Source organism: Nonomuraea sp. NPDC051191 (assembly GCF_044455665.1).
Taxonomy (GTDB): Bacteria; Actinomycetota; Actinomycetes; order Streptosporangiales; family Streptosporangiaceae; genus Nonomuraea.
Genome location: NZ_JBITEZ010000002.1, coordinates 160,083 through 185,331, shown reverse-complemented (window position 1 = coordinate 185,331; position 25,249 = coordinate 160,083). Strand labels below are relative to the sequence as shown.

Genomic DNA, 25,249 nt, shown 5'->3' with positions numbered 1-25,249 from the left:
TCACAGGTCGCCGAACGCTTCGAGCGGGAACGGCGGCTGTGCGAGCGGGCGTACGGCCATGCGCATGAGGATGAGCTGGTTGTCGTCCCCGCAGATCGGGTTGGACGTCAGCTCGCCGCAGCGCGAGCAGCGATGGATGATCATCCAGTCGCCGGTGCGGAGCACCGCGATGGAGATCGGGTTCATCCGCGACCGGCACTCCGACGGGCCGCCCTCCACCCGGTCGAGCACGTGCAGCGAGTGCAGGCAGCTCGGGCAGTGGTTGCGGCGGGCGCCGTCGGGGGCGTGCGCGGCGACGGTCAGGCCGCAGCGGACGCACGCGAAGGTGTCGGTGCTGATGATGGAACGAGGTTTGCCGTTGGCAGACAACCTGGGTTCTCCTTGCCGGATCTTGGTACGAGAAAAGGCAGCAAGGGAGCGCCGAGCGGGCCTCACAGGCACGCTGGTGCGACAGGTGGTCCGGTCCTTCTGAGGCCTTGACCCTTTCGGAAGCCGGTCCTCTGGCTCTCAGGGAAGGCGGGGCACACCCGTGGCACGGAGAGGCGCGCTGGGCGCGGTGCCGGGCATCAACCCACCTCCAGAAATCGCGCCGAACGGGACAGTTGCGAGGGTAACCATCCCCGGCGGTCGCGCGCCAACGGTTTTCCGGGGCGCTGGAGATCGACCGAATATCGTTCTAGTGTGCGTCCATGGGGATCGGGCTGACCGAGGAACACCGGGCGCTGGCGGCCTCCGTACGGGGGCTGGCGGGGCGTACCGTCGAGCACCGGGCGCTGGCCGGGCAGGGGCTGCTGGGGCTGCACCTGCCGGAGGAGCACGGCGGGCAGGGGTACGGGCTGGTGGAGCTGTGCGTGGCCGTGGAGGTGCTGGGCGAGTTGCGGGTGGCGGGGCCGTACCTGCCGGTCGTGCTGGCCTCGGCGGCGCTCGCCCGGTCCCGGGCCCCCGCGCCCGGCCTGCTGCGCGGGCTGGCCGACGGGTCGCTGACGGCGGCCGTCGTCCTCGGGCCGGTCGCCCTCGGGGCGGCCGGGGCCGACCTGTTCCTCGTGCCGCACGGCGACGGGTGGGCGCTGCTGGACCGTGCGGACGTGACCGCCGAACCCGCCGAGGGCGTCGATCTGGACCGGGACCTCTGCACGGTCACGGCCCGCGGGGTGCCGACGGACCGCCTGGTCCGCGCCATCCCGCCGGAGCGGGTGCTCGGCCCGGTGCCGGTGCGGGAGCTGGCCGCGGTGCTGCTCGGCGCCGACGCGTGCGGCACCGCCGCCTGGGCGGTCGGCACGGCCGCCGCCCACGCCAAGGTGCGCGAGCAGTTCGGCCGCCCGATCGGCCAGTTCCAGGGCGTCAAGCACCGGGTGGCCGCCGCCCTGGTGGCCCTTGAGCAGGCCCGCGCCGCCGTCTGGGACGCCGCCCGCGCCCTCGACCACCCCCGTTCGGACAGCCCCCACCCGGACGGACCGCGCGAGGACGGACCGCGTGTGCTCGGCGGCGAGGTGAGGCTGGCCGTCGGGGTGGCGGCCGTGCTGGGGCCCGACGCGGCGGTGCGCTGCGCGGCCGACGCCATCCAGGTGCTCGGCGGCATCGGCTACACCTTCGAGCACGACGCCCACCGCCACTATCGCCGCGCCCTGTCCGGCCGCATGCTCGCCGGGGACCCGGGACCGTGGGCCGAGCAGGTCGCCGAGCTGGCCCTCGCGGGCGTCCGCCGGGCGATGGAGCCCGACCTGCCCGAGGAGTCCGCCCCCCTCAGGGAGACGATCAAGGCGGAGGCCGGGTCGCTGCGGCGCGAGGAGCCGCTCGCCCGGCTGGGCCGGTTCGCCCGCGAGGGCTGGATCATGCCGTATCTGCCCAGGCCGTGGGGGCGCGCGGCCACGCCGCTGGAACAGGTGATCATCCACGAGGAGTTCCGCGACCTCAAACGCCCCAACCTGGGGATCGCCGCCTGGGCGGTCCCGTCCATCGTCACGTACGGCACCCGCGAGCAGCAGGAACGTTTCCTGCCGAGGACGTTCACCGGCGAGCTCGTGTGGTGCCAGCTGTTCAGCGAGCCGGGCGCCGGGTCCGACCTGGCCGGCCTGTCGACCAGGGCCACCCGCGTGGAGGGCGGCTGGTCGCTGAACGGCCGGAAGATCTGGACGTCCCTCGCCCAGCACGCCCACTGGGGCATCTGCCTGGCCCGCACCTCACCCGACAGGCCCAAGCACGAGGGGATCACGTACTTCCTGGTGGACATGTCCGCCCCCGGCGTCACCGTCAGGCCGCTCAAGGAGATCAACGGGGACGAGATCTTCAACGAGGTCTTCCTCGACGACGTCTTCGTCCCGGACGACCTGGTGGTCGGCGAGGTGGACGGCGGCTGGCGGGTGGCCCGCGACACGCTCTCCCACGAACGGGTCGCGCTCGGCGACTCCTGGGGACCCGGCTCTCAGCACACCGACATGATCCGGCTGATCGGCGGCCTGCCGCCGCTGCGGCAGTCGCGACGCGAGCAGGCGGGCCGCCTGTGGGCCGAGGGGCAGGCGATCTCGGTGCTCGGGCTGCGCGTGACGCTGTCCAGGCTGGCCGGCGCCGACCCCGGGCCCGCCTCCAGCGTGCGCAAGCTGCTCGGCATGCGGCACGCGCAGGCGATCTCGGAGTTCTGCTGGTCGCTGGTTCCGTCCGACCGTCACTGGAACCGCATGATCCTGGCCACCCGGGCCTTCACCATCGGCGGCGGCACCACCGAGGTGCAGCTCAACATCATCGCCGAGCGCGCGCTCGGTCTTCCCCGCGATCCTTGACGCCCGCCCGCACGCATCTGACCTCGGCCGACATCGTCAGGTGACGCGCGGCGAGCCCGGGCATGGCGGTCACCCCGAAGGCGGTGCGGTCCACGCGGGCGGCGACGACGACGGTGAAGCCGTTCGGGGTCACGTCGCAGCGTTCGACGGTGAGGGTGAGCGGCTGTTCGACGCCGGCGACGGTGAGCGTGCCGGTCAGCGTCTCGCCGTCGGTGTGGCCGCCGGTGAAGGTGATGACCGGGTTGCGGGCGACGTCGAGGAAGCGGGCCGAGCGGACGGTCTCGTCGCGCCGGTGGTTGCCGGTGTGGAAGCCGGCGGCGTCGATCTCCACGCGGACGCGGGAGTCGGCGAGCGGCTCGGCCACGTCCACGGTGCCGCCCTTGACGTCGAACGTGCCGCGGGCGCGGCCGAGGCCGTACAGGTGCCTGGTGGTGAAGCGGATCGCGGAGTTCTCGACGTCGATCTCGTAGCGGCCCAGCGGGGGAAGGTTCGTCATGGGTCCATTGCACGGCGGCGGGACGGCCGTCCGGCAGGGCGGGCCGTCGGTCGTGGGGGCGACGTTCGGAGGGAGCGCGTGCGACTTTCGTATGGATTCCGACTTGCCCGATATCTACGGCATACAGGGATGTCATAGCGTTTGCGGCATGAGTGCAGGGGCGTGTCGCCGTTCCCTCGTGCTGGACGTGGTCATCGCGGTCGGCTTCGCGCTGCTCGACACCGGCTCGACGCTGCTCGGCCTCACGTGGTGGCCCGAGCGTCCGGGCCCGCTCGCCTGGGGGCTGCTGGCGGTCCAGGCGGCCGTCTGCCTGTCGCTGGTGGCCCGCCGCCGGGCGCCGCTCACGGTCCTGGCCGTCCTGGGGACGTTCACGCTGGTGCTGACGTTGCTGATCTCGCCGGGCGGGGTGCTGGTCCCGGCCGGACCGGGGAACGTGTGGGCGCCGTTCGCGACCATCGCGGCGGCGTACGGGCCGGTCTACCGCCGGGACCGGCGGGTCGCCCTCGCCGCGCTGGCCGTGTACACGCTGGTGATCGCGCGGGTGTGGGAGCCGTCGGTGGGCGTCCTCGTCAACGGGGTGCTGCGCACGGCCGTCGGGCCGCTGCTCGCGCTCTACCTCGACGGACGGCGGCGGGTGATCCGGATGCTGACCGAGCGCGCCGAACGGGCCGAACGCGAGCGGCACCTGCTGGCCGAGCAGGCCCGCGCCGAGGAGCGCGCCCGGCTGGCCGCCGAGATGCACGACGTCGTCACCCACCGGGTGAGCCTCATGGTGTTGCAGGCCGGCGCGCTGCGGGTGACCGCGGGCGACGAGCAGACCCGGCAGGCCGCCGAGGAGCTGCGGGCCGCGGGCTGCCAGGCGCTCGACGAGCTGCGGGACGTGATCGGCCTCCTGCGCACCGCGCCGGAGCCGGACGCGCCGCCGTCTGCGGCCGACTTCGCCGCGCTGGTCGCCGAGTCCGCCTCCGTGGGCACCCCGGCCGAGCTGGTCGAGGAGGGCGACCGGGCGCTGGCCTCGCCGGTGGTGGGGCGCACGGCGTACCGGATCGTGCGCGAGGCGCTGACGAACGTGCGCAAGCACGCGCCGGGCGCGCGGGTGGAGGTGCGCATCGAGTACGGCCAGGCCCAGGTGCGGCTCACCGTGCGCAACACCCCGCCGACCGGCCTGCCCGGCGGCCCACTGGCCGGGACCGGCTCCGGCCTCGGCATCGCCAACCTGCGGCGGCGGGTCGAGGTCGTGCACGGCACACTGCGCGCCGGGCCCGCCGACGACGGCGGGTTCAGCGTCGAGGCCGTCCTCCCCGCGTACGTGGCCACATGATCAGGGTCGTGGTCGTGGACGACGAGCCGATGGTCTGCCGCTTCCTGCGCACCATCCTCGGCTCGGCGCCCGACATCGAGGTCGTGGACGAGGCCCACGACGGCGCCGCCGGTATCGAGGCGGTCGTGCGCAGCCGTCCGGACGTCGTGCTCATGGACCTGCGCATGCCCGGCCTGGACGGGCTCACCGCCATCGAACGCCTGGGCGAGCTGCCCCGTCCGCCGGTCGTCGTGGTGCTGACGACGTTCGACGCCGACGAGTACGTGCTGCGCGCCCTGCGCGCGGGCGCCTGCGGCTTCCTGGTCAAGTCGACGCCTCCGGAGGACCTGATCGGGCTCGTCCGGGTGGCCGCCGAGGGGCACACCGTGCTGTCGCCGGTCGCCGCCCGGAGGCTGGTGGCGGCCTCGACGGCGGCGGACCCGGCGCGCGCCCGCGCCCGCGAGCTGGTGGAGTCGCTGACCGGACGCGAGCGCGAGGTGCTGGCGTGCCTCGGCGAAGGGCTGTCGAACGCGCAGATCGGCGCCCGCCTGCACCTGGCCGAACCCACCGTCAAGGGGTACGTGTCCCGGCTGCTGGACAAGCTGGGCTGCCTCAACCGCACCCAGGCGGGCCTGATCGCGCACGACGCGGGCCTGACCCGGTAGCCGTCGGCGGGCGGAGGGTTTGGCGGCGGAGGTGCGAGGTAGGTGATAAGCCGCAAAGGGGGACAAAAGCCATGAGTAATCCGCAACAGCCCGAACTTCGCCGGTCGGGTAAGTCCGGCGCGAACTCCAAATCCACCGACGCCGTGCCGGAGTCCAAGAGCGGCGGCAAGCGGGCCGGGCGGCCGCACGGCAGCGACAAGGGACACAAGGGCGGCGGCAAGGGCGGCGGCGTGCCCCCGGGCCAGCACCCGCCGTATCCGGGGTGAGCACGATGAAGGGCAGCCTGCAGTTCATCGGCAACGCGACCACGCTGATCCGCTACAACGGCTTCACGCTGCTGACGGATCCCAACTTCCTGCACCGCGGCCAGCGGGCCTACCTGGGCTACGGCCTGAGCTCGCGGCGGCTGAAGGACCCGGCCATCGACGTGTCGGACCTGCCGCCCGTCGACGCGGTGGTGCTGTCGCACCTGCACGGGGACCACTGGGACCGGGTGACCGAGAAGGGGCTGGACAAGGACACTCAGATCATCACCACCCGGCAGGCGGCGCGCACGTTGCGCCGCCGCGGCTTCGGCCGCAGCACGGGCCTGGAGGTGTGGGAGCAGCACGAGCTGAACGGCCCGCAGGGCAGCGTGACCGTCACCGCCCTGCCCGCCAGGCACGCGCCCGGCCCGGCGGAGGCGCTGCTGCCGCCGGTGATCGGGACGATGCTGGAGTTCCGCGGCCCCGAGGGCCTGGTGGAGCTGCGCCTGCACATCAGCGGCGACACGCTGCTCGACCGCCGCCTGGAGGCGATCCCGCGCCGCTTCCCCGACGTCGACCTGGCCCTCGTGCACCTGGGCGGCACCCGCCTGTTCGGCACGCTGCTCGTCACCATGGACGGCGAGCAGGGCGCGACCTGGGTCGACCTGATCAACCCGCACACGGTGGTGCCGGTGCACTTCGACGACTACGGCGTCTTCAGCTCGCCGCTGGACGACTTCCGGCACCACATCGAGCAGGTGGGCCTGGCCGACCGCGTGGTCTACCTGGAACGCGGCGAGACCCGCGAGCTGGCGCCACATCATCTCGTGCGCCGCTGAACCGACGTTCCGCACCCGTCCCGGCTCGTCCTGGACGGGTGCTTCGGCGATTCCACCCAGGATGAGATTTCTTCTACCTGAGGGGAGAATCCTCTACCGCGAGCGGAAATCAGATATCCGATTCCTCCCTCAGCGGGAGATGTGCGCGTTACCTTCGTTTCTCGGCCGCACCTCTTGTGCCGCCGCACGGCCGGGCCGTCGGGTCCCGTCCCAGGCGCCGGGTCCGGCCGTGCGGCTCTCACGCCCGGCGCGGGCCGCACGTCAGGAGATGCGGGTCAGCTTCTCGGACGTCCGCTGGAACGCCTTGCCGGTCCACTTGTAGGTCTGGCGGACGAGCAGGTCGGGGCAGCATCGGGGAGCCCGGTCGCTGAGCACCTTGCCGCTCAGGCGCACCTGGCCCTGCTGGATGGTGACGCTCTGGGTCTTGAAGTAGCGGTTCTTGCCCAGCTCGCCGATCAGCCGCGGGGCCGAGCGCTTGGAGGCGCCGTCGTAGACGAAGGCGATCATCGGGTTGCCCGCCGTGGGGCTCGGGCAGGACGAGACCACGACGGCCTCGGGCCGTCCGTCACGCGTGAGGTCGCCGACGGCGGCGACGCGGGCGCGGACGACGTACCACTTGTCCTTCGGCCCCGGCTTGGGGCAGTGGAGGGCCCGCTCCACGACGGGCGCCCAGTCGACGCCCCGGAAGGGGTCCGTCGCCCGGCCCGTCGCGGCGGAGGCGGCGCCCGTGGCGAGGATCGGCGCCAGTGAGGCCGACAGGGCGACGGTCGACGCCCAGACGAGGAGCCGGCGGGCCGTCGGGCTGTTCTTGTGCGTGGCGCTTGAGTTCATGACCGTTTCGATGCGGGAAACGCCTGACAAGTTCGGCCGGAGGCGCATGACATCTGCCGTCATGCCGTTCGCAGCGTTTCGTCATGCGGAAGGCGCGCAGGTCTTTGTGGGGACTCGACCATATTTTCGGGAACGCCGTCGCGGTGTTACACGCGACACGCCCAGACCTGCGGCTCTCATCCTGTGCCCTGACACGATCGCCACCGCCGTTACCAGTCTGAGATGTTCGCTTATGTCTCCACCTCGCCCCCTGCCCAGGCAGCCGCCTGGCCGAGGCTGGAACGGAAGGACATCGCATATGCGCCCAGCCACCCGAGCAGCCCTCACCACCCTCGCCGTCGCGTGCTGCACCTTCAGCACGTTGCCGGCCTGGGCCGCCGCGCCGGCCGGTAACGCGCCGTCGTGCGTGACCGTCTGGCAGAGCACCGGCACCATCACCAAGACCGGCTACGCCCGCAACGACTGCGAGGGCCGGCTCAGGCTGAAGATCATCTGGGCGCACGGGACCGACGGCGCGTGCCAGACCGTCGACCCCGGCGAGACCATCTACTCGCGCGTGCCGCGCGGCGTGCGCACCTTCGACGGAGCCGACACCTGCTGACCGGCTCCCGCGAAAAGGCCGGCCTCCGCGACGGGGCCGGCTTTTCGCCGTCACCCCCTTGGCGACAGGACCCTGCCTCGGCGACAGGGGCCGGCCGCGGGTCACTCCCCTGTGTCGGGTCTGGCCTTGCTGGGTTGGACGCGCTTGGGCTCGCCCGGCATCTTCGGGTAGTTGGGCGGGTAGGGCAGGTCGCCGCGATCGTCGGCGGCGTACATCTCCAGCAGGGGCTCGATCGAGTACGCCTGGTCGTCGATGGCCGCGTGCACGTCGCCCAGCTTGGCGAAGCGGGCCGGGACGGTGCGGATGTCGAAGTCGCGCGGATCGGCGTCGGCCAGCTCGTCCCAGGTCAGCGGGGTCGAGACGGGGGCGTGCGGGCGGGCCCGGACGGAGTAGGCGCTGGCGACCGTGCGGTCTCTGGCGTTCTGGTTGAAGTCGACGAACACGCGGTCGCCGCGCTCCTCCTTCCACCAGGCGGTGGTCACCAGGCTCGGGTCGCGCGCCTCGACCGCCCTGGCCAGGGCGATGCCGGCATGCCGCACCTGGACGAAGTCCCAGCGGGGCTCGATGCGCACCGCGATGTGCACGCCGCGGTTGCCCGAGGTCTTGACGAAGCCCGTCATGCCCAGCTCGTCGAGCACCTCGCGGGTGCGCTCGGCGGCCCGGCGCGCCGCGTCGAACTCCAGGCCAGGCTGCGGGTCGAGGTCGATGCGCAGCTCGTCGGGGTGCTCGACGTCGGCGGCCCGCACCTGCCAGGGGTGGAAGTCGATCGTGCCCAGGTTGGCGCAGTAGGCGATCGCGGCGACCTCGGTCACCCGGAGCGAGTCGGCGGTGCGGCCGCTGGGGAAGGTGACCGTGACCGACTGCAGCCACTCGGGGTGCCTGGGCGGCATGCGCTTCTGGTAGATGGCCTCGGTCTGGACGCCGTCGGGATGGCGCTTGATGTTGGTCGGCCGGTCTCGGAGCGCGCGCAGGGCACCCTCGCCGACGCTTACGTAATATTCGACCAGCTCCCGCTTTGTCGCCCCGATCTCCGGGAAGTAGACCTTGTCGGGATTGGTGACCTTGACGGTCCGCTCCCCCACCTCGAGCTCTATGAACGGCGATGCCATGCCACCGAACCTACTCCCCCGCCCCGACAAAAGAGGTGGGCCCGTCCCGGAGCCGCGTCGGTGGCGGGACCGGGGCTCGACGGGACGGACCTAAGATCATCCTTCGCCGTTCCGGGCGCTGGCGCGCCACCCGGCCGGCCATCTCCGGTCGCCGGCGGCGCCAGCACGGGCGTGGGCTGTGCCGCTACGGCGAGCCGCGGACGATCTCACCCCTTGGCAGGAGGCGATGACACCCCCTTACCGACAAAGACGCGAATTCGGCCGAGAAAGGATGCTTCACCCTGCGGAGATCTCTTTTTGCCGGATCTCGTAGTCTGGACACATGGACAAGGTGGTCAAGAGCGAGGCCGAATGGCGGGCCAGGCTTTCTCCTGAGGAGTTCCACGTGCTCAGGGAGGCCGGGACCGAGCGCCCGTTCACGGGGGAGTACGTCGACACCAAGACCGAGGGCGTGTACTCGTGCCGCGCCTGCGGCGCGGAGCTGTTCCGGTCCGACACGAAGTTCGAGTCGCACTGCGGCTGGCCGAGCTTCTTCGAGCCGTCGGAGTCGGAGGCGGTGAGGCTGATCGAGGACCGCAGTCACGGCATGACGCGCACGGAGGTGCGCTGCGCGAGCTGCGACTCCCACCTCGGTCACGTCTTCCACGGCGAGGGCTACGCGACGCCGACCGACGATCGTTACTGCATCAACTCGCTCTCATTGCGGCTCGAACCCAAGGGGTGATCGATCACCGACAGAGCGTACCGATCGCCCACGGGGGGTAGGGGCCTCTTCGTGGGCCGGGTCCATCTTCGCCACCGCTGGATGACGATTGAGACGATCGGACGTGTCATGACCCAGCGGTGTGAAGTGTGCGCGAAGACGCGGGTCCGGGTGCGCTAGTCCGGCCACGGGTCAGTTCGGCCGGGGGTAGGTGACACGGCAGCTGCGGTCGGACGGGCCCAGGATGTTGGCGAGGACGGGGTTCCCGTTCTCGCCGAACTCCGCCTGCACGAAGACGATCGGACGCTTCACGCCGTTCGCCCGCAGGAATTCCAGGCCGCGTTTGCACAGCGTGATGGCCGTGCGCGAGTTGTCGGCCGAGTCCGGCAGGTTCGTGTAGATGCGTAGATATCCGCCTATGGTGCGGATGTCCTTGAGGTGTTTCATCGCCTTGTCGCCGGGGCCCCAACGGGCGCGGAAGTACTCGGCGGCCTCCCGGTCGGTGTGCCGCGACGGCCCGTCCGCCTTGAAGCCCGCCGAGTCGCCGCGCTTGCGGCCGGCGGAGTCGTCCTTGCGACCGGCGGAGTCGTCCTTGCGACCGGCGGAGTCGTCCTTGCGACCAGCGGAGTCGTCGGTTTTGTGACCGGCCGGGGCGTCGGCTTCGGGGACGCTCACCTCGGCGTCGCCGGTGTCGGTCGTCCCCTGGACGGTGTCGGCCTTTCCCGGGACGGCGTCCGGCTTCGCGGCGGACTCCGCGCCGGGCTTCCCGGCGGGATCGGCCGTGCCGGTCTGGGCAGGGGCGCCGGAGCCTCCGGAGTCCGTGGGCGATGTGCTCGGCCGGGCCTCGCCCTTCTGCTGCTCGCGGGCGTCCGCGGCGCCCTTGCCGTTCGCCGGCGCCCGGCCGGGGTTCGCCGGGACGCGGCTGTCGGCCGCCGGGTCCTGCCGGGCCGTGTCGCCTTCCGCGCCGGCCTGGACTCCCAGGGCGGTCACCGTACCGCCGAGCGCGCCGTTCAGGCCGAGGAGCAGCGCGACCCCGCCGGCCAGCGCGATCGCACCCGCCGTCAGGCCGCGTTTCCCCGTACGCCCGCGCCGTCGCCGTCCATGCCGCCCACGCCCCGCCTGCACCTCCACCCGCTCGCTGGTCGCCCGCTCGCGGGTCGGTCGAGGGTCAGTCGGTTGTTCGCCGGTCAGGCTGTCGGCGCGTCCCGATTCCCGTAACGCCGCGTGGCGGCCCGTCGCGCGGCGCCGTCCGGGGCGCGGCCCTTCCGCGGACTGCTCCACCCCGCCCTCCTCGCCCCCTCGTGGACCGTGCCACCGACGTCACGCCGCCCGAGGGAATTCATCCTCGATTGCGACAAAGGGGATAGATCAATGCAGGGAGATCGTCAAGTTGGTCTTGATCTTCCTGGCCGTCCGGCACGACACTGCTCCTGTGGCCCAGGACGAGATCCTGAAGCTCCTGGGGCAAGGAGCGCATCGGGTACGTCCCGCAGGACCTCGCGCTCTACCCCGACCTCAGCGCCCGCGAGAACCTGCGCTTCTTCGCCCGGCTGCACGGCCTGCGCAAAGGGGACGTCCGCACCCGCGTCGGCGAGGTCCTGGAGCTCGTCGGCCTGGCCGAGCGCGCCGACGACCGGGTCAAGGACTACTCGGGCGGCATGAAGCGGCGGCTCAACATCGGCGTCGGCCTGCTGCACCGGCCGCCCCTGCTCATCCTGGACGAGCCCACCGCCGGCGTGGACCCCCAGAGCCGCAACGCCATCCTGGAGAGCGTCGCGGCGCTGGCCGGCGAGGGTGTCGGGGTGCTCTACACCACGCACTACATGGAGGAGGCCGAACGGCTCTGCGACCGCATCGGCATCATCGACCTGGGCCGGATCAGGGCCGAGGGCACCCGCAGGGAGCTGGTCGGCCTGGTGGGCGAGCTGGACCGCATCACGCTGACCGCCGACGCCGCCCAGGCCCTGCCCGCGCTGGCGGCGCTGCCCGGGGTGCGCGAGGCCGGCGGCCGCGAGGGACGCGTCGAGCTCACGGTGGAGGACGCCCGGAGGTCGCTGCCGCGCATCCTGGCCGCGGCCGCCGACGCGGGCGTGGCCGTACGGGCGGTCGAGGTCGCCGAGCCGGACCTGGAGTCGGTCTTCCTGCACCTCACCGGCAAAGCCCTACGGGACTGACATGCGCCCGCTCCCGCTCGATCCGGACGCGACCGTCGAGACCCCCATCCGCACACTCCCGCTCGATCCGGACGCGACCGTCGAGACCCCCATCCGCACACTCCCGCTCGAACCGGACCCGACCATCGAGACCCCCATCCGCACACTCCCGCTCGAACCGGATCCGGACCCGGGAGGCTGATGTGCGCACGATTCTCCTCATCGCGGGTAAGGACCTGCGCCAGCGGCTCAGGGACCGGTCGCTGCTGCTGCTGGCGTTCGTGGTGCCGTTCGGGCTGGCGGCCGTCTTCAGCGTGGTCTTCCGGGACGTGGACGCCCAGCAGCCGGTCACGTTCGCGGTCGCGGACCTGGACCGGGGGCCGATCGCGACGACGTTCACCGGCCGCGTCCTGCGCCCGCTGGAGCAGGCCGGGGTGATCAGGCTGCGCCGCGCCGACGACGAGACCATGGCACGGGCGATCGTGGACGGCGGCCAGGCGCAGGCGGCCTACGTCATCCCCACGGGCTTCAGCCAGGCCGTCCAGACCCGACACAAGGCCACCATCCGGGTGATCGGCGACGTGGACGACCGCATCGGCGCGTTCGTGGCCCGGTCGATCGCCGACTCCTTCGCCTCCGACGTGCGCTACGTCCAGGTGGCCCTGGCGGCCAAGGGCGGCGGAACCCCGGAGCAGGCCGCGGCGGTGCCCCCGCCGGTCACGGTCGCCGATCTGACGGCCGACCGGCGGCAGCTCACGCTGGCCGAGGGGTTCCAGGCCGGGATCGCGGTGTTCTTCCTGTTCTTCGCCGTGCAGTTCGGATTCAGCTCGATCCTGGACGAACGCCGCGACGGCACGCTCGCCCGCCTGCTCGCCGCGCCGGTCCCCCGGCTCACGATCGCGCTGGCAAAGCTGCTGACCGGGGTCGTGGTCGGCGTCGTCAGCATGACCGTGCTGCTGGCCGCCTCGTCGCTGCTGCTCGGCGCGGACTGGGGGTCGCCGGTCGGGCTCGGGCTGCTCATCGTGGCCGGCGTGCTGGCCGCCAACGGGGTGATGGCCCTGGTCGTGACCGTGGCCAGGACGGCCGAGCAGGCGGGCAACGCCGAGACGGTGGCCGCCATGCTGCTCGGCGTGCTGGGCGGGGTGCTCGTCCCCATCCAGCAGACCGGCGGCGCGCTGGCGACGCTGAGCCTGGTCACGCCGCACCGCTGGTTCATGCGCGGCCTGGCCGACCTGCACGGCGTGAACGCGCCCGTCGTGCCGCTCGTGCCGGTGCTGGCGCTGCTCGGCTTCGCCGTCGTCACGCTCGGACTGGCACTGTCGGGGACGGAGAGGATGTTCCGCCTGTGACAGCCATCGTCTGGGTCAACCTGGTCAGGCTCGTACGCGACCGGACGAACATCTTCTCCGTCGTCGTCTTCCCGATCGTCCTCATCCTGGTCTTCGGGCTCTCGTTCGGCGGGACGGGCAGGCCGCGCCTCGGCGTCGCCGCCGGGGACGGCCCGCTGGCCGCCGAACTGGTCGCGGCGCTGGCCAGGTCCGGGGAGCTGGAGCTGGTACGGGTCGGCGGCGAGGCCGAGGCCCGCGACGGCGTCGAACGTGGCACGCTCACCGCCGCGCTGATCATCCCCGGCGGCTACGACCGCGCCCTGGCCGCCTTCACCCCGGTCGAGCTGCCGTACGTGGCCAGGAACGAGCCGTCGGCGCTGCAACTCGGCGCGACCGTCAGGTCGGTGGTGTCGCAGGCCACCGTGGCCGCCCGCGCCGCCGCGTACGTCCGCGAGGGGTCATTCCCCGACCTCGTCGCGAGGATCGGGCGCATCAGCGCGCCGGGCGTCACGGTCGAGTCGGTCACGACCGGGCCGGTCAGGCCGGTGCAGGTGTCCGGCTTCGACGTCGCCGCCACGTCCCAGCTCCTGCTGTTCGTCTTCCTCACCTCGCTGACCGGCGCGTCGGCGCTGATCGAGACCAGGCGGCTCGGGGTGTCGCGGCGGATGTACGCCGCCCCGATCGGCAGCCGGGCGATCCTGCTCGGCGAGGCCGCCGGGCGCGTCGGCGTGGCGCTGGCGCAGGGGCTGGTCATCATGCTCGGGTCGGGGCTGCTGTTCGGCGTGCGCTGGGGCGACCCGGTCGGCGCGGTGGCCCTGCTGCTGGCGTTCTCGCTGGTCGGAGGGGGCGCGGCGATGTTGCTCGGCGCGGTGGCGCGCACCTCGCAGCAGGCGGTGTCCGTGGGGGTGCTGGCCGGGATGGGCCTGGCCGCGATCGGCGGCGCGATGGTGCCGCTGGACCAGTTCACCGGCCCGATGCGGCAGATCGCGCACCTCACGCCGCACGCCTGGGCCCTGGACGGCTTCGCCGAGCTGCTGCGCAGGGACGGCACGGTGGCCGACGTCCTGCCGCAGCTCGGCGTGCTCGCGCTCTTCGCGGCGGCGTTGCTCGCCCTGGGGTCGTGGCGGCTGCGGGCCGCCCTGACCCGCTAGGGCAGGGCCGCGACGAGCTCCTGCACCGGCTTGCGCGCGCCCGTGAAGAACGGGATCTCCACGCGGGTGTGGCGGCGGGCCTCCGCGCCGCGCAGCGTGCGCATCAGGTCGACGATGCGGTGGAGCTCGTCGGCCTCGAACGCCAGCATCCACTCGTAGTCGTTGAGCGAGAAGCAGGCCACGGTGTTGGCCCGCACGTCGGGGTAGTCGCGGGCCATCCGGCCGTGCTCGGCCAGCATCGCCCGCCGCTCGGAGTCCTCCAGCAGGTACCACTCGTAGGAGCGCACGAACGGGTAGACGCTCACGTACGCCCGCGGCTCCTCCTCGGCGAGGAAGGCCGGGATGTGGGACTTGTTGAACTCGGCCGGCCGGTGGAGCGCCATCGCCGACCAGACCGGCCTGCTGTGCCGGCCGAGGCCGGTGCGGCGGAACCGGGAGTAGACGTCCTGGAGGTCCTCGGGCGTGGGCGCGTGCCACCAGAACATGTAGTCGGCGTCGGCACGGAAGCCGGCGACGTCGTAGACCCCCCTGGTCACGATGTCCTTCCCGGCCGCCTGGCCGAGCAGCTCCTCGACCTCGTCGGCCATGTTCTCCCGGTTGCCCGGGACCTGCTCGGTCACCTGGAAGACCGACCACATGGTGTAACGGATCACCTGGTTGAGATCGCGGGCCTTCAGCCGCGGCGCGCCCTCTGTCATGTCCTTCATTCTCCTTGTCGCGACAGGTGGTCCAGAATCCGGGCCGCGGCGGTGCGGGCGGTCGCGACGCAGGCCGGGACGCCGATGCCGTCGTAGGCCGCGCCGCACACGGCGAGCCCGGCGGCGCCCGACACCGCGGCGCGCACCCGGGCCACCCGGTCGAGATGGCCCACGTTGTACTGCGGCAGCGCGCCGCCCCAGCGGGTGACCCGGCTGTCGATCGGCAGGCCGCGCACGCCCACGACGTCGGCCAGCTCGGCCGTGGCCAGCGACACCAGCTCGGCGTCGTCGCGCTGGAGCAGGTGCTCCTCGCCGATCCTGCCGACCGAGCAGCGCACGACCAGCAGATCTTGGGCCAGGTGGGGCCACTTGACCGAGCTGAACGTGACCGCCTTGACCGGGCGGCCCTCGACCGGCGGCACCAGGTAGCCGCTGCCGCCGGGCGGCTGCGCGAGCGCGTCGATCGGGTAGGCGAGGGTGACGACGGCCATGCTGGCGTACTCGATGCGGGCCAGCTCGGCGGCGGCCTTGGGCACCTCGTCCTTGAGCAGGCGGGCGGCGGCGGGCCCCGGCGTGGCCAGGATCACCGCGTCGGCCTCGATCACCTCCGGCTGCGGCACCGGCCCGGCGACCAGCCGCCAGCCGTGCTCGGTGCGGTGGAGCTCGCGCACGGTCACGCCGGTCCTGACGTCGGCCCCGGACGCCTTGGCCACCGCCTCGGGCAGCCCGCCCAGCCCCTGGCGCAGCGTGGTGAAGACCGGCCCGCCGTTCTTGGGCGCCTCCTCGACGATGTGCCGGGCGGCGTTGAGCAGCGAGCGCTCGGCCCTGGCGACGGCCGCGACCTGCGGCATCGTCGCCTCCAGCGACAACATGTCGGAGCGGCCGGCGTAGACGCCGCCGAGCAGCGGCTCGACCAGGCGCTCGACGATCTCGCCGCCCATCCGGGCCCGGATGTAGGAGGCCACGGACACGTCGGTGCGCACCAGCGTGGGCGGCAGGATCTGGTCGAGCGGCACGCGCAGCAGGCCGCCGGGCGAGACGATGCCCGACTTCGCCAGCTCGGCCAGGTCGGCGGGCACGCCCATGACGTGCCCCTTCGGCATCTGCCGCAGCGCGCCCCTGGAGTAGACGGCCGACCGCACGGTGCCCGGGAAGACGAGATCGTCCTCCAGCCCGACGGCCTTGGCCAGCTCGACGCCCTCCGGCCGCCGGGCCAGCATGGCCTCGGCCCCGGCGTCGACGCTCACCCCCGCGACCTCGGAGGCGTGCAGCTTGCCGCCGAGGCGGGGGCTGCCCTCCAACACGGTCACCTTGACCTGCTCGCTCGTACCCTGACGGAGGAACCACGCGGCCGCCAGGCCGGAGATCCCACCGCCGATGACGACGACGTGCGCCCGATTGCCTTCCACGTCTCCTGACGCTACCGCCTCGGCAGACCGCCCAGCTGATCGGGGCACGTGACCGTACCGTGACGTAGGTCGCCAAACCGGGGTGATCCACCGTCCGTCATAGAGGGCATGAGGAGAATCCGGTTAGGCATCGCGCTCTCGGCCTGTGCCGCCCTGCTGCTCGCAGGCTGCGGCGCCGCCGGCGGCGGCGAGCCCATGGTGGCTGCGGCCGGCGCGTCGGAGGCGTCTTCGCAGGCGCTCGCCGCGCCCGAGGCACAGGATCAGGCGGCGCCTGAGAAGAGGGTCGCGCGGCAGAGCGGCGACAGCGCGGTCTCCGGCGTCAAACTGGCCCAGCAGCAGCAGGACCGGCAGGTCATCTACACCGGCAGCATGACGGTACGGGCCAAGCAGGTCACCTCGGCGGCGCAGCAGGCCAAGCAGCTCGTCACGGCGGCGGGCGGCTACCTGTCGAAGGAGGAGACCAACACCGCCAGCGACACCGAGGACTCGGCCCTGCTGGAGTTCAAGATCCCGCCCACCCGGTACGCCGACGTGACCGGCAGGCTGGGCAGGGAGCTGGGCAAGCAGCTCTCGATGAACCAGGGCACCCAGGACGTCACCCTCCAGGTCGCCGACGTCGAAAGCCGGCTGAAGTCGGCCCAGGAGTCGCTGGCGTCGTTGCGCACGCTGCTGAAGAAGGCCGACACCATCGGGCAGGTGCTGCAGGTGGAGCGGGAGATCAACTCCCGCGAGTCGGACCTGGAGGCGTTGCAGGCCCAGCAGAAGGAGCTGGCCACCCAGGTCGCGATGGCCACGCTGACGCTCCGGCTGGTCGGGCCGGTGGCCGTGGTCGAGGACCCGGCCGAGGAGCCGGCGGGCTTCCTCGGCGGGCTGAAGGCCGGCTGGGAGGCGCTGGTGTCGTTCACCAAGACGGCGCTGACCGTGTTCGGCGCGCTGCTGCCGTGGCTGGTCGTCATGGTGCCGCTGGTGGCCGTGGCGGTGTTCCTGGTGCGGCGCAACCGCGCGCGCCGCCCCGCTCCTCCGGCCGCCCCGAAGCCCGCCGAGGCCGAGCCCGCCGAGCCTGGGCCGTCGGCGGCCTGACGGTCAGGCGCTCGCTTCGTGGACCAGGTCGGTCAGGCGCTTGAGCTGGTCGGGGTCGGTCGAGGGAAGCACGCCGTGGCCGAGGTTGAACACATGACCCTCGGCCGCCGCGCCACGCCGCAGCACCTCGCGGGCCTTGCGCTCCACGACCTCCCACGGCGCGAGCAGGATCGCCGGGTCGAGGTTGCCCTGCAGCGCCTTGCCCGGCCCGACGCGCCGGGCCGCCTCGTCGAGCGGCACCCGCCAGTCGACGCCCACGACGTCGGCCCCGGCCTCGCCGAGCACGCCGAGCAGCTCGCCGGTGCCGACGCCGAAGTGGATGCGGGGCACGCCCGTGACGCCCTCGAAGATGCGCCGGGTGTGGGGCAGGATGAACTCGCGGTAGTCGGCCGGGGCCACCGCGCCCACCCACGAGTCGAAGAGCTGGATCGCCGAGGCGCCCGCCGCGATCTGGATGCGCAGGTGCTCCAGGACGATGTCGGTCAGGCGCTCCATCAGGGAGTGCCACAGGGCCGGCTCGCCGTACATCATGGCCTTGGTGCGGTCGTGGTTCTTCGACGGACCGCCCTCGATCAGGTAGGAGCCGAGGGTGAAGGGCGCGCCGGCGAAGCCGATCAGCGGGGTGCCGGCCAGCTCGCCGACCAGCGCCGAGACGGCCTCCGTCACGTAGGGCACGTCGCCGGGCTCCAGCGGCCGAAGGGCCGCCACGCCGCGCGCGTCGCGGATCGGGTCGGCGACGACCGGGCCGACGCCCGGCTTGATGTCGAGGTCGATGCCGATGGCCTTGAGCGGGACGACGATGTCGCTGAAGAAAATGGCCGCGTCGACGCCGTAGCGGCGCACGGGCTGCATGGTGATCTCGACGATCAGGTCGGGCGTCGCGCAGGCGGTGAGCATCGGCACACCCTCGCGGACCTTCAGGTATTCGGGCAGCGAACGCCCGGCCTGCCTCATGTACCAGACCGGGGTGTGCGGGACGGGCTGCCTGCGGCAGGCGCGCAGGAAGGCTGAGTCGGCGAGATTCACCCTCCAAGGGTGCCATGGCCCCCGATCGGCCGGGACATCGGCGCGAGGTGTCGGAAAAACATGCATTGGATACCCAAAATCATGATCAGATAGCCAGATGAAGGTTTACCGGTCTGCCCGGCAGCGGCGTCGCACACGGGTCGAACACACCCCATGGCCGCCCAGAGAGCCGGTCTCGACTGGACCAAATGTTCACCAACGCACCGCGCGGCATCGATTCAGCGACCACTTTCGGGACACGCCGAGCGCGTTGCGGGGAATTGTCAGCGGCTCGTGCCAACGTCGGAGCCACGACCCGAAGAAAGGCCCCGGTTCGATGACTGGTGCGATGACCGCGTTGTGGAGTTCCCCGGAGCGTCGCAGCGAACGCTGTGCCGCCTGTGCCGGCGAGCGGCTGTTCGAACAGCCGCCCTGTTTCGACGGGCACGGGCCGGGCGAGTGCCCGGAATGGGCCTGCGCCGAATGCGGCCACGCGATCCTGCTCGGCCCGGCCGAGACCACCCGACCGGTCCGCCAGCTGGTTACGGCAGCGGCTTGATCACCAAGGATGAGCACCCCCGTGGTCCCCTTCCGTCCGTCCTCGACCTACGCTTCGGCTATGACCCTCGGTGACCAGCCACCGCCGCCCGCCGCGTTCACCCGCGCGGCGGAGAGCCTGCGGCTGTGCGAGGTCAGGCCGGAGATCGAGCTCGAGGACCTGCCCGCGCCGCAGCGGCTGGCCCCCTACTCGGCCGCCATCGGCGCCTCGGTCTACCGCGACGACGACGAGCTCGCGGTCGGCCGGCTGATCCTGCTCTACGACCCCGACGGCCAGCGCGGCTGGGAGGGCCCGTTCCGGCTGGTGGCCTACGTCCGGGCCGACATGGAGCCGGAGATCACCTCCGACCCGCTGCTCGGCCCGGTCGTGTGGAGCTGGCTGACCGAGGCCCTGGAGGCGCACGAAGCCGACTACTCCGCCGCGGGCGGTACCGTGACTAGAGCCGTGTCCGAGGGCTTCGGCAACAAGGCGGAAGACCCGGTCACGACCGAGCTCGAGCTGCGTGCGTCCTGGTCGCCCGCCGAGGAGGATCTGACCGGCCACGTCGCCGCCTGGTGCGACCTCATGTGCCTGGCGGCGGGGATCCCGCCGCTCCCGCCCGACGTGGCCGCGCTGCCGCGCCGACGTGATGATCCGGAGAGTGACCGTACGAAGTGAGGGCACCAGTCAAGACAGCACCAGCGTCATGAGGTCGGTGAGCTCATGACAGAAGAACGCATCGTCGAGCCCCTGCTCGAACCCCGCGAAGGCATCCCGCCGGTGATCGCCGACGCGCAGGGGCTGGCGCGGGTCGTCGACGCCTTCGCCGCGGGCACCGGGCCCGTGGCGGTCGACGCCGAGCGCGCCTCCGGCTACCGCTACGGCAACCGGGCCTACCTGGTCCAGCTCCGCCGGGCCGGCGCGGGCACCGCGCTGGTCGACCCGGTCGGCTGCCCCGACCTGTCGGCGCTCGACGCCGCGCTGACCGGCACCGAGGTCGTGCTGCACGCCGCGTCCCAGGACCTGCCGTGCCTGATGGAGGTCGGCTTCAAGCCGCGCGAGATCTTCGACACCGAGCTGGCCGGCCGGCTGCTCGGTTACGAACGCGTCGGGCTCGGCACCATGGTCGAGACCGTGCTCGGGCTGCGGCTGGAGAAGGGCCACTCGGCCGCCGACTGGTCCACCAGGCCGCTGCCCGAAGACTGGCTGCGTTACGCGGCCCTCGACGTCGAGGTGCTGGTCGAGCTGCGCGACATGCTCCACCAGGAGCTGACGGAGTCGGGGAAGCTGGAGTGGGCGCGCGAGGAGTTCGCGGCCGTGCTCAACACCCCGCCGCCGGTGCCGCGGTCCGACCCGTGGCGGCGTACGTCGGGCATCCACAAGGTGCGCAACGTGCGCGCGCTGGCCATCGTGCGCGAGCTGTGGACCATGCGCGACACGATCGCCAGGGAGAGCGACCTGGCTCCCGGCCGGGTGCTGCCCGACGCCGCGATCGTCACGGCGGCCCTTGAGGGCCCCCGCACGAAGAAGGCGCTGACGGAGATCTCGGCCTTCACCGGCCGCAGCGCCCGCCGGTACATGAACGACTGGCTGGCCGCCGTCAACCGGGCACGGGCGCTGCCCGACGCCCAGCTCCCCCAGCCGAGCACCCCGGGTGACGGGCCGCCGCCGCCCAACCGCTGGGCCGACCGCGACCCTGCGGCGGCCAAACGCCTCGCTGCGGCGCGCGCCGTGGTGGCCGCGCTGGCCGAGGAGCACCACATGCCCACGGAGAACCTGCTCCAGCCCGACGCGGTGCGCAGGCTCACCTGGGAACCCCCGTCCGAGATCACCGACGAGAGCGTGACCGCGCGGCTGCGGGCGCTCGGGGCGCGTGAGTGGCAGCTCACGCTCGCGGCCCATCCCATCGCCAAGGCGCTGGCCCGGCTCGAAGGCCGGGGCGACAGCTAGCCCACTGCCGGCGTACGGGCGGAGGGTCCACCCCTCCGCCCGCCGTCGTCGCCATCCCACTTGACGCTCCGAGGGGGACGGCCGTACGTTTCGGGAAAGCGCTTTCCCCTCCCCCGTTGCCTGAAGGGATCCTCATGAGCGTGCGCACCATCGGCGTCGTGATGAACGGCGTCACCGGACGAATGGGCTATCGCCAGCACCTCGTCCGCTCCGTGCTGGCCATCAACGAGCAGGGCGGCGTCACGCTCTCCGACGGCGAACGCGTCAGGCTGCGCCCGGTGCTGGTCGGCCGGAACGCCGCCAGGATCGCCGACATCGCGGACCGCCACGGGATCCCGGACCACACCACCGACCTGGACGCCGCCCTCGCCGACGACGACAACCTGATCTACTTCGACGCCCAGGTCACCAGCGCCCGCGTCAAGGCCGTGCTCAAGGCCATCGAGGCGGGCAAGCACGTCTACGCCGAGAAGCCCACGGCCGAGTCTGTGGAGGAGGCCGTCGCGCTGGCCGAGGCCGCCACGGCCAAGGGGGTGAAGAACGGCGTCGTGCAGGACAAGCTGTTCCTGCCGGGCCTGCTCAAGCTGAAGCGGCTGATCGACGGCGGGTTCTTCGGCCGCGTCCTGTCGGTGCGCGGCGAGTTCGGCTACTGGGTGTTCGAGGGCGACTGGCAGGAGGCGCAGCGCCCGTCCTGGAACTACCGGTCCCAGGACGGCGGCGGCATCGTGCTCGACATGTTCCCGCACTGGCACTATGTGATGGAGAACCTGTTCGGCCGGGTCCGGTCGGTCTACGCCAAGGCCGTCACGCACGTCCCGTCCCGGGTGGACGAGCAGGGCCGGGCGTACGAGGCCACCGCGGACGACGCCGCGTACGGCATCTTCGAGCTCGAAGGGGACGTGATCGCTCAGATCAACTCCTCCTGGACGGTCCGCGTGAACCGGGACGAGCTGGTCGAGTTCCAGGTGGACGGCACGCACGGCAGCGCCGTCGCGGGCCTGCGCAACTGCCGCTTCCAGCACCGGGCCGCCACCCCCAAGCCGGTCTGGAACCCCGACCTGCCGGCCACGGCCCGCTTCCGCGAGGACTGGCAGGAGGTGCCGGACAACGCCGAGTTCGACAACGGGTTCAAGGTCCAGTGGACGGCGTTCGTCCGGCACGTGCTGGAGGACGCGCCCTTCCCCTACGACTTCGCCTCCGGCGCGCGTGGCGTGCAGCTCGCCGAGCTGGGCCTGCGCTCGAACGCCGAGGGCCGCAGGATCGAGGTGCCGCAGCTGTGAGGATCGACCTGCCGGGCGGCGCGTACGAGCTGCGCGAGCCGGTGACCTGGCCGGTGTCGGCCGCCCCGGCCACGAGCAGGGTCGTCTACGCGGCCGCGCACGTCGTCGCCGACCCGCTCGGCGACAACACGCCGGGCTCCCCCGCCGCCGTCGACTGGGACGCCACGCTGCGCTTCCGCCGCCACCTGTGGTCGCACGGCCTGCGGGTGGCCGACGCCATGGACACCGCCCAGCGCAACATGGGCCTGGACTGGGCGGCGACCAAGGAGCTGATCCGGCTCAGCGCCCAGGAGGCCTCCCCCTTCGGCGACCCGGCGGCGCTGGTGGCCTGCGGCGCGGGCACCGACCACGCGCCCGGCGCCGCCGACCTGCACACGATCACCGCCGCGTACGCCGAGCAGGTGGAGGCCGTCCAGGCGGCCGGCGCGGGCGTGATCGTGATGGCCTCCCGGCAGCTCGCCGGGGTGGCCGAGGGGCCGCGGGACTACCACCAGGTGTACGGCAAGGTGCTCGGCCTGGCCGACCGCCCGGTCATCCTGCACTGGCTGGGCGAGATGTTCGACCCGCAGCTCGCCGGCTACTGGGGCGCGCGCGACGTGGACGCCGCGACGGAGTCGTTCCTGGAGCTGGTCCACGCCCACGCCGCCCTGGTGGACGGCGTGAAGGTGTCGCTGCTGGACGAGCAGCACGAGATACGGCTGCGCGCCGCGCTCCCCGAGGGCGTCCGCCTCTACACCGGCGACGACTTCAACTACCCCTCGCTCATCAGGTCGGGCTCGCACGCGCTGCTCGGCATCTTCGACGCGATCGCCCCGGCCGCCGCCGCGGCCCTGCGCGAGCTGGACGCGGCCGAGACGGCCACCGGTGCGGAGGCGGCCCATCACCTGGCCCGCTACGACGAGATCCTGGCCCCCACGGTCGCCCTGTCACGCAAGATCTTCGAGGCGCCGACGTACCACTACAAGACCGGCATCGTCTTCCTGGCCTGGCTGAACGGCCACCAGGACGCGTTCGCCATGGTGAACGGCGCCCAGTCGGCGCGCTCGCTGCGCCACCTGTCGGAGGTGTTCCGGCTGGCCGACCGGGCCGGGCTGCTGGCCGACCAGGAGCTGGCCGTGCGCAGGATGACGGCGCTGCTGGCGGTGAACGGCCTGTGAGCCTGTCGCTGAACCAGTGGACGACCCGGCGCTGGTCGGTCGCCGAAGCCGTGGACGGCTGCGCGCGGCACGGCCTGGAGGCGATCGGGCTGTGGCGCGAGAAGGTGGCCGAGGAGGGGCTCGCGCGCAGCGTCAAGCTGGTGCGCGAGGCCGGGCTGCGGGTGTCCTCGCTGTGCCGGGGCGGCTTCCTCACGGCGGGCGGGCTGCCCGGCGAGGAGGGCCGGCGCGCCTTCGACCGGGCGCTCGACGACAACCGGCGGGCCGTGGACGAGGCGGCCGAGCTGGGCGCCGCGTGCCTGGTGATGGTGGTCGGCGGGCTGCCGGGGGTGCGGCCGGGCGAGCCGCTGCCGTCCGGTTTCTCCAAGGACGTCGCCGGTGCGCGCGAGCGGGTGGCCGAGGCACTGACGGTGCTGGCCCCCTACGCCGGTGAGCGCGGCGTCCGGCTGGCACTGGAGCCGCTGCATCCGGTCTACTGCCCGGACCGGGCGGTGCTGTCCACGCTGGGCCAGGCGCTCGACCTGAGCCTGCCGTACCCGGAGGAGCAGGTGGGGGTGGTGGTGGACACCTTCCATGTGTGGTGGGACCCCAGGCTGTTCGAGGACGTCGCGCGGGCTGGCCGGCGGATCGCGTCGTACCAGGTGTGCGACTACCTGCACCCCCTGCCCTCGGACGTGCTGCTCGGCCGGGGGATGATGGGCGACGGGGTGATCGACTTCGCGCCGATCACGCGGGCCGTGCTGGCCGCCGGCTACGCGGGCGACATCGAGGTCGAGATCTTCAACGCCGACGTCTGGGCGGCCGACCCGGACGAGGTGCTGGCCACGATGAAGGCCCGCTACGCCGAGCTGGTGGTCTAGACGCGGCTGGGGTCGACCGTGCCGTCGAGGGTGAGGGCGGCTTCGAGCAGGAAGTAGTCGCCCCAGATGAGCTCGTTGCCGGTGGCCAGGCCCTTGCGGCGGTCGTAGCAGCCGTCCACCAGGCCGCCGTGCTCGTTGAGGTGGTCGCGGGCCAGCGACTCCAGGGTGTCGGCGGCGTGTTCGCGGTAGCCGTCCTTGGCCAGCGGCGCGAGCTTGGACAGGGCGGCGGCGGCGATCGCGGTGGCCGAGGTGTCGCGGGGCGCGTCGGGGATGGCGGGGTCGTCGAAGTCCCAGTAGCAGACCAGGTCGGACGGGACGTGGGCCAGGTACCAGTCGGCGACCTCGGTGGCCGGCCCGATGAACTCGGCCGACAGGTGGGCGGCCTGGGCCAGGCCCAGCATGGCCCACGCCTGCGCGCGGGCCCAGGTGCTGCCCGGCGAGGAGCCGTTGACCGCGCCGGCCGAGGTCTGGGCGACCGAGCCGTCCTCGCGGACGCACATGGCGTAGCTGGCGCGGGCGTGGGACTCGGCCATCACCAGCAGCTCGCGGGCGCCGGTGCGTTCGCAGGCGAAGGCCAGCAGCGGGACCGTGCCGGGCAGGCCGTCCACGCAGGCGCCCGGCCGGGGCCAGTCGTACTTGAGGACGTCGTCCTCCTGGGGTGGGAGCAGGCCGGCCAGCGGGTCGAAGCCGATGCTCAGGGACCGGGCGGCGGCCACGGCGGTCGTGGCGCCCGGGTCCTCGTCGCCGGCGAGCACGGCCGGGAGCGCGGCGCCGTACCAGAACAGCAGGCCGCGCAGCAGGGTGGGGGCGTCGGTGCGGGACGTCAGCCGCTCGGCGACCTGGCCGGCCGCGCGGGCGTATCCGGGCTCGCCGGTGGCGACGGCCGCCAGGGACAGCAGGCCGCCCCAGAAGCCGCCGCACCAGTCCCCGTCCTCGGACCAGGTCCATTCGCCCGTCACGGGGTCGGCGTAGAGGGGGAAGCGCCCTTGCGACTGCGCAAGGGTCGTGCCTACCCTGCGCACCAGCTCTGTGACCAGCATGGGACCGCCTCATCCGGGAACGTCATGCCCTCCCCGG

Annotated in this window: 27 protein-coding genes; 18 read left to right on the top strand and 9 right to left on the bottom strand. The window is 72.7% G+C overall.

Going from position 1 to position 25,249, the window contains the following annotated elements:
• Complete coding sequence (locus ACIA8R_RS05445; RefSeq protein WP_364089963.1) at positions 1-369, bottom strand: RNHCP domain-containing protein; 369 nt, start codon at positions 367-369, stop codon at positions 1-3.
• 320 nt (positions 370-689) lie between these two features.
• Between ACIA8R_RS05445 and ACIA8R_RS05440 the strand changes: the two genes are divergently transcribed.
• Positions 690-2,777: an acyl-CoA dehydrogenase gene (locus ACIA8R_RS05440; RefSeq protein WP_397036719.1), complete on the top strand. Its 2,088-nt coding sequence runs from the start codon at positions 690-692 to the stop codon at positions 2,775-2,777.
• On the opposite strand, the gene ACIA8R_RS05435 is transcribed toward ACIA8R_RS05440, so the two are convergent.
• Positions 2,737-3,273, bottom strand: coding sequence for a YceI family protein (locus ACIA8R_RS05435; protein WP_357698103.1), 537 nt, complete (start codon positions 3,271-3,273; stop codon positions 2,737-2,739). The genes ACIA8R_RS05440 and ACIA8R_RS05435 overlap by 41 nt on opposite strands.
• 148 nt (positions 3,274-3,421) lie before the next feature.
• Here ACIA8R_RS05435 and ACIA8R_RS05430 point away from each other — a divergent pair, with 148 nt between their 5' ends.
• The 4 genes from ACIA8R_RS05430 (at position 3,422) to ACIA8R_RS05415 (ending at position 6,322) form a co-directional block, all read left to right on the top strand.
• Complete coding sequence (locus ACIA8R_RS05430; protein WP_364089969.1) at positions 3,422-4,594, top strand: histidine kinase; 1,173 nt, start codon at positions 3,422-3,424, stop codon at positions 4,592-4,594.
• Positions 4,591-5,238: a response regulator transcription factor gene (locus ACIA8R_RS05425; protein WP_357698099.1), complete on the top strand. Its 648-nt coding sequence runs from the start codon at positions 4,591-4,593 to the stop codon at positions 5,236-5,238. Before ACIA8R_RS05430 ends, ACIA8R_RS05425 begins: the two co-directional genes overlap by 4 nt.
• A 71-nt stretch (positions 5,239-5,309) precedes the next feature.
• Entirely contained in the window at positions 5,310-5,504 is a 195-nt protein-coding gene (locus ACIA8R_RS05420) for a hypothetical protein (RefSeq protein ID WP_352325673.1), read from the top strand.
• 5 nt (positions 5,505-5,509) lie between these two features.
• Complete coding sequence (locus ACIA8R_RS05415; protein WP_397037323.1) at positions 5,510-6,322, top strand: MBL fold metallo-hydrolase; 813 nt, start codon at positions 5,510-5,512, stop codon at positions 6,320-6,322.
• Positions 6,323-6,583: 261 nt separating this feature from the next.
• On the opposite strand, the gene ACIA8R_RS05410 is transcribed toward ACIA8R_RS05415, so the two are convergent.
• Positions 6,584-7,153: a hypothetical protein gene (locus ACIA8R_RS05410; RefSeq protein WP_357698097.1), complete on the bottom strand. Its 570-nt coding sequence runs from the start codon at positions 7,151-7,153 to the stop codon at positions 6,584-6,586.
• 298 nt (positions 7,154-7,451) lie between these two features.
• Here ACIA8R_RS05410 and ACIA8R_RS05405 point away from each other — a divergent pair, with 298 nt between their 5' ends.
• Entirely contained in the window at positions 7,452-7,754 is a 303-nt protein-coding gene (locus ACIA8R_RS05405; RefSeq protein WP_357698095.1) for a hypothetical protein, read from the top strand.
• 101 nt (positions 7,755-7,855) lie between these two features.
• On the opposite strand, the gene ligD is transcribed toward ACIA8R_RS05405, so the two are convergent.
• Entirely contained in the window at positions 7,856-8,863 is a 1,008-nt protein-coding gene (gene ligD / locus ACIA8R_RS05400; RefSeq protein WP_357698093.1) for a non-homologous end-joining DNA ligase, read from the bottom strand.
• A gap of 322 nt (positions 8,864-9,185) precedes the next feature.
• Here ligD and msrB point away from each other — a divergent pair, with 322 nt between their 5' ends.
• Positions 9,186-9,587: a peptide-methionine (R)-S-oxide reductase MsrB gene (gene msrB, locus ACIA8R_RS05395; protein WP_364089976.1), complete on the top strand. Its 402-nt coding sequence runs from the start codon at positions 9,186-9,188 to the stop codon at positions 9,585-9,587.
• A 171-nt stretch (positions 9,588-9,758) separates the two neighbouring features.
• On the opposite strand, the gene ACIA8R_RS05390 is transcribed toward msrB, so the two are convergent.
• Positions 9,759-10,847 (bottom strand): hypothetical protein, encoded by a 1,089-nt coding sequence (locus tag ACIA8R_RS05390; RefSeq protein WP_397036715.1) that lies wholly within the window; start codon positions 10,845-10,847, stop codon positions 9,759-9,761.
• A gap of 194 nt (positions 10,848-11,041) precedes the next feature.
• Between ACIA8R_RS05390 and ACIA8R_RS05385 the strand changes: the two genes are divergently transcribed.
• From ACIA8R_RS05385 to ACIA8R_RS05370, 4 genes are read left to right on the top strand one after another with little or no spacing between them, the layout of a single operon-like run.
• Entirely contained in the window at positions 11,042-11,740 is a 699-nt protein-coding gene (locus ACIA8R_RS05385) for an ABC transporter ATP-binding protein (RefSeq protein WP_397037321.1), read from the top strand.
• 1 nt (position 11,741) lies between these two features.
• Positions 11,742-11,921 carry a hypothetical protein gene (locus tag ACIA8R_RS05380; protein ID WP_397036713.1) on the top strand — a complete coding sequence of 60 codons (180 nt, stop codon included), beginning with the start codon at positions 11,742-11,744 and terminating at the stop codon, positions 11,919-11,921.
• 1 nt (position 11,922) lies between these two features.
• Positions 11,923-13,068: an ABC transporter permease gene (locus ACIA8R_RS05375; RefSeq protein ID WP_397036711.1), complete on the top strand. Its 1,146-nt coding sequence runs from the start codon at positions 11,923-11,925 to the stop codon at positions 13,066-13,068.
• Positions 13,065-14,198 carry an ABC transporter permease gene (locus ACIA8R_RS05370; RefSeq protein ID WP_397036709.1) on the top strand — a complete coding sequence of 378 codons (1,134 nt, stop codon included), beginning with the start codon at positions 13,065-13,067 and terminating at the stop codon, positions 14,196-14,198. Before ACIA8R_RS05375 ends, ACIA8R_RS05370 begins: the two co-directional genes overlap by 4 nt.
• Here ACIA8R_RS05370 and hemQ read toward each other — a convergent pair.
• Both hemQ and hemG read right to left on the bottom strand, forming a co-directional pair.
• Positions 14,195-14,896 carry a hydrogen peroxide-dependent heme synthase gene (hemQ, locus tag ACIA8R_RS05365; RefSeq protein WP_364090303.1) on the bottom strand — a complete coding sequence of 234 codons (702 nt, stop codon included), beginning with the start codon at positions 14,894-14,896 and terminating at the stop codon, positions 14,195-14,197. The genes ACIA8R_RS05370 and hemQ overlap by 4 nt on opposite strands.
• Before the next feature lie 5 nt (positions 14,897-14,901).
• Positions 14,902-16,305 carry a protoporphyrinogen oxidase gene (hemG, locus tag ACIA8R_RS05360; protein ID WP_364089993.1) on the bottom strand — a complete coding sequence of 468 codons (1,404 nt, stop codon included), beginning with the start codon at positions 16,303-16,305 and terminating at the stop codon, positions 14,902-14,904.
• Between the two features lie 108 nt (positions 16,306-16,413).
• Between hemG and ACIA8R_RS05355 the strand changes: the two genes are divergently transcribed.
• On the top strand, positions 16,414-17,385 hold the full coding sequence (locus ACIA8R_RS05355) for a DUF4349 domain-containing protein (protein ID WP_397036707.1): 972 nt from the start codon (positions 16,414-16,416) through the stop codon (positions 17,383-17,385).
• Positions 17,386-17,388: 3 nt separating this feature from the next.
• Here the strand turns inward: ACIA8R_RS05355 and hemE are convergent, their stop codons facing one another.
• Entirely contained in the window at positions 17,389-18,339 is a 951-nt protein-coding gene (hemE, locus tag ACIA8R_RS05350) for a uroporphyrinogen decarboxylase (RefSeq protein ID WP_364090306.1), read from the bottom strand.
• 400 nt (positions 18,340-18,739) lie between these two features.
• On the opposite strand from hemE, the gene ACIA8R_RS05345 reads away from it, so the two are divergent.
• The 6 genes from ACIA8R_RS05345 to ACIA8R_RS05320 all read left to right on the top strand — a co-directional run bounded on the left by ACIA8R_RS05345 (position 18,740) and on the right by ACIA8R_RS05320 (position 24,172).
• On the top strand, positions 18,740-18,949 hold the full coding sequence (locus tag ACIA8R_RS05345; RefSeq protein WP_357698077.1) for a hypothetical protein: 210 nt from the start codon (positions 18,740-18,742) through the stop codon (positions 18,947-18,949).
• Positions 18,950-19,009: 60 nt separating this feature from the next.
• The gene (locus tag ACIA8R_RS05340) at positions 19,010-19,606 is read left to right on the top strand and encodes a DUF3000 domain-containing protein (protein WP_357698075.1); all 597 of its coding nucleotides are present in this window, start codon (positions 19,010-19,012) and stop codon (positions 19,604-19,606) included.
• 45 nt (positions 19,607-19,651) lie between these two features.
• Entirely contained in the window at positions 19,652-20,878 is a 1,227-nt protein-coding gene (locus ACIA8R_RS05335) for a ribonuclease D (protein ID WP_364090000.1), read from the top strand.
• A 134-nt stretch (positions 20,879-21,012) separates the two neighbouring features.
• Complete coding sequence (locus tag ACIA8R_RS05330) at positions 21,013-22,158, top strand: Gfo/Idh/MocA family oxidoreductase (RefSeq protein ID WP_364090002.1); 1,146 nt, start codon at positions 21,013-21,015, stop codon at positions 22,156-22,158.
• The gene (locus tag ACIA8R_RS05325; protein ID WP_364090005.1) at positions 22,155-23,315 is read left to right on the top strand and encodes a DUF993 family protein; all 1,161 of its coding nucleotides are present in this window, start codon (positions 22,155-22,157) and stop codon (positions 23,313-23,315) included. The genes ACIA8R_RS05330 and ACIA8R_RS05325 overlap by 4 nt, the downstream gene beginning before the upstream one ends.
• Positions 23,312-24,172 carry a sugar phosphate isomerase/epimerase family protein gene (locus ACIA8R_RS05320; protein ID WP_364090008.1) on the top strand — a complete coding sequence of 287 codons (861 nt, stop codon included), beginning with the start codon at positions 23,312-23,314 and terminating at the stop codon, positions 24,170-24,172. Before ACIA8R_RS05325 ends, ACIA8R_RS05320 begins: the two co-directional genes overlap by 4 nt.
• Here ACIA8R_RS05320 and ACIA8R_RS05315 read toward each other — a convergent pair.
• Positions 24,169-25,212 (bottom strand): hypothetical protein, encoded by a 1,044-nt coding sequence (locus tag ACIA8R_RS05315; protein WP_364090011.1) that lies wholly within the window; start codon positions 25,210-25,212, stop codon positions 24,169-24,171. The two genes, ACIA8R_RS05320 and ACIA8R_RS05315, sit on opposite strands and share 4 nt — an antisense overlap.
• Positions 25,213-25,249: the final 37 nt, after the last annotated feature.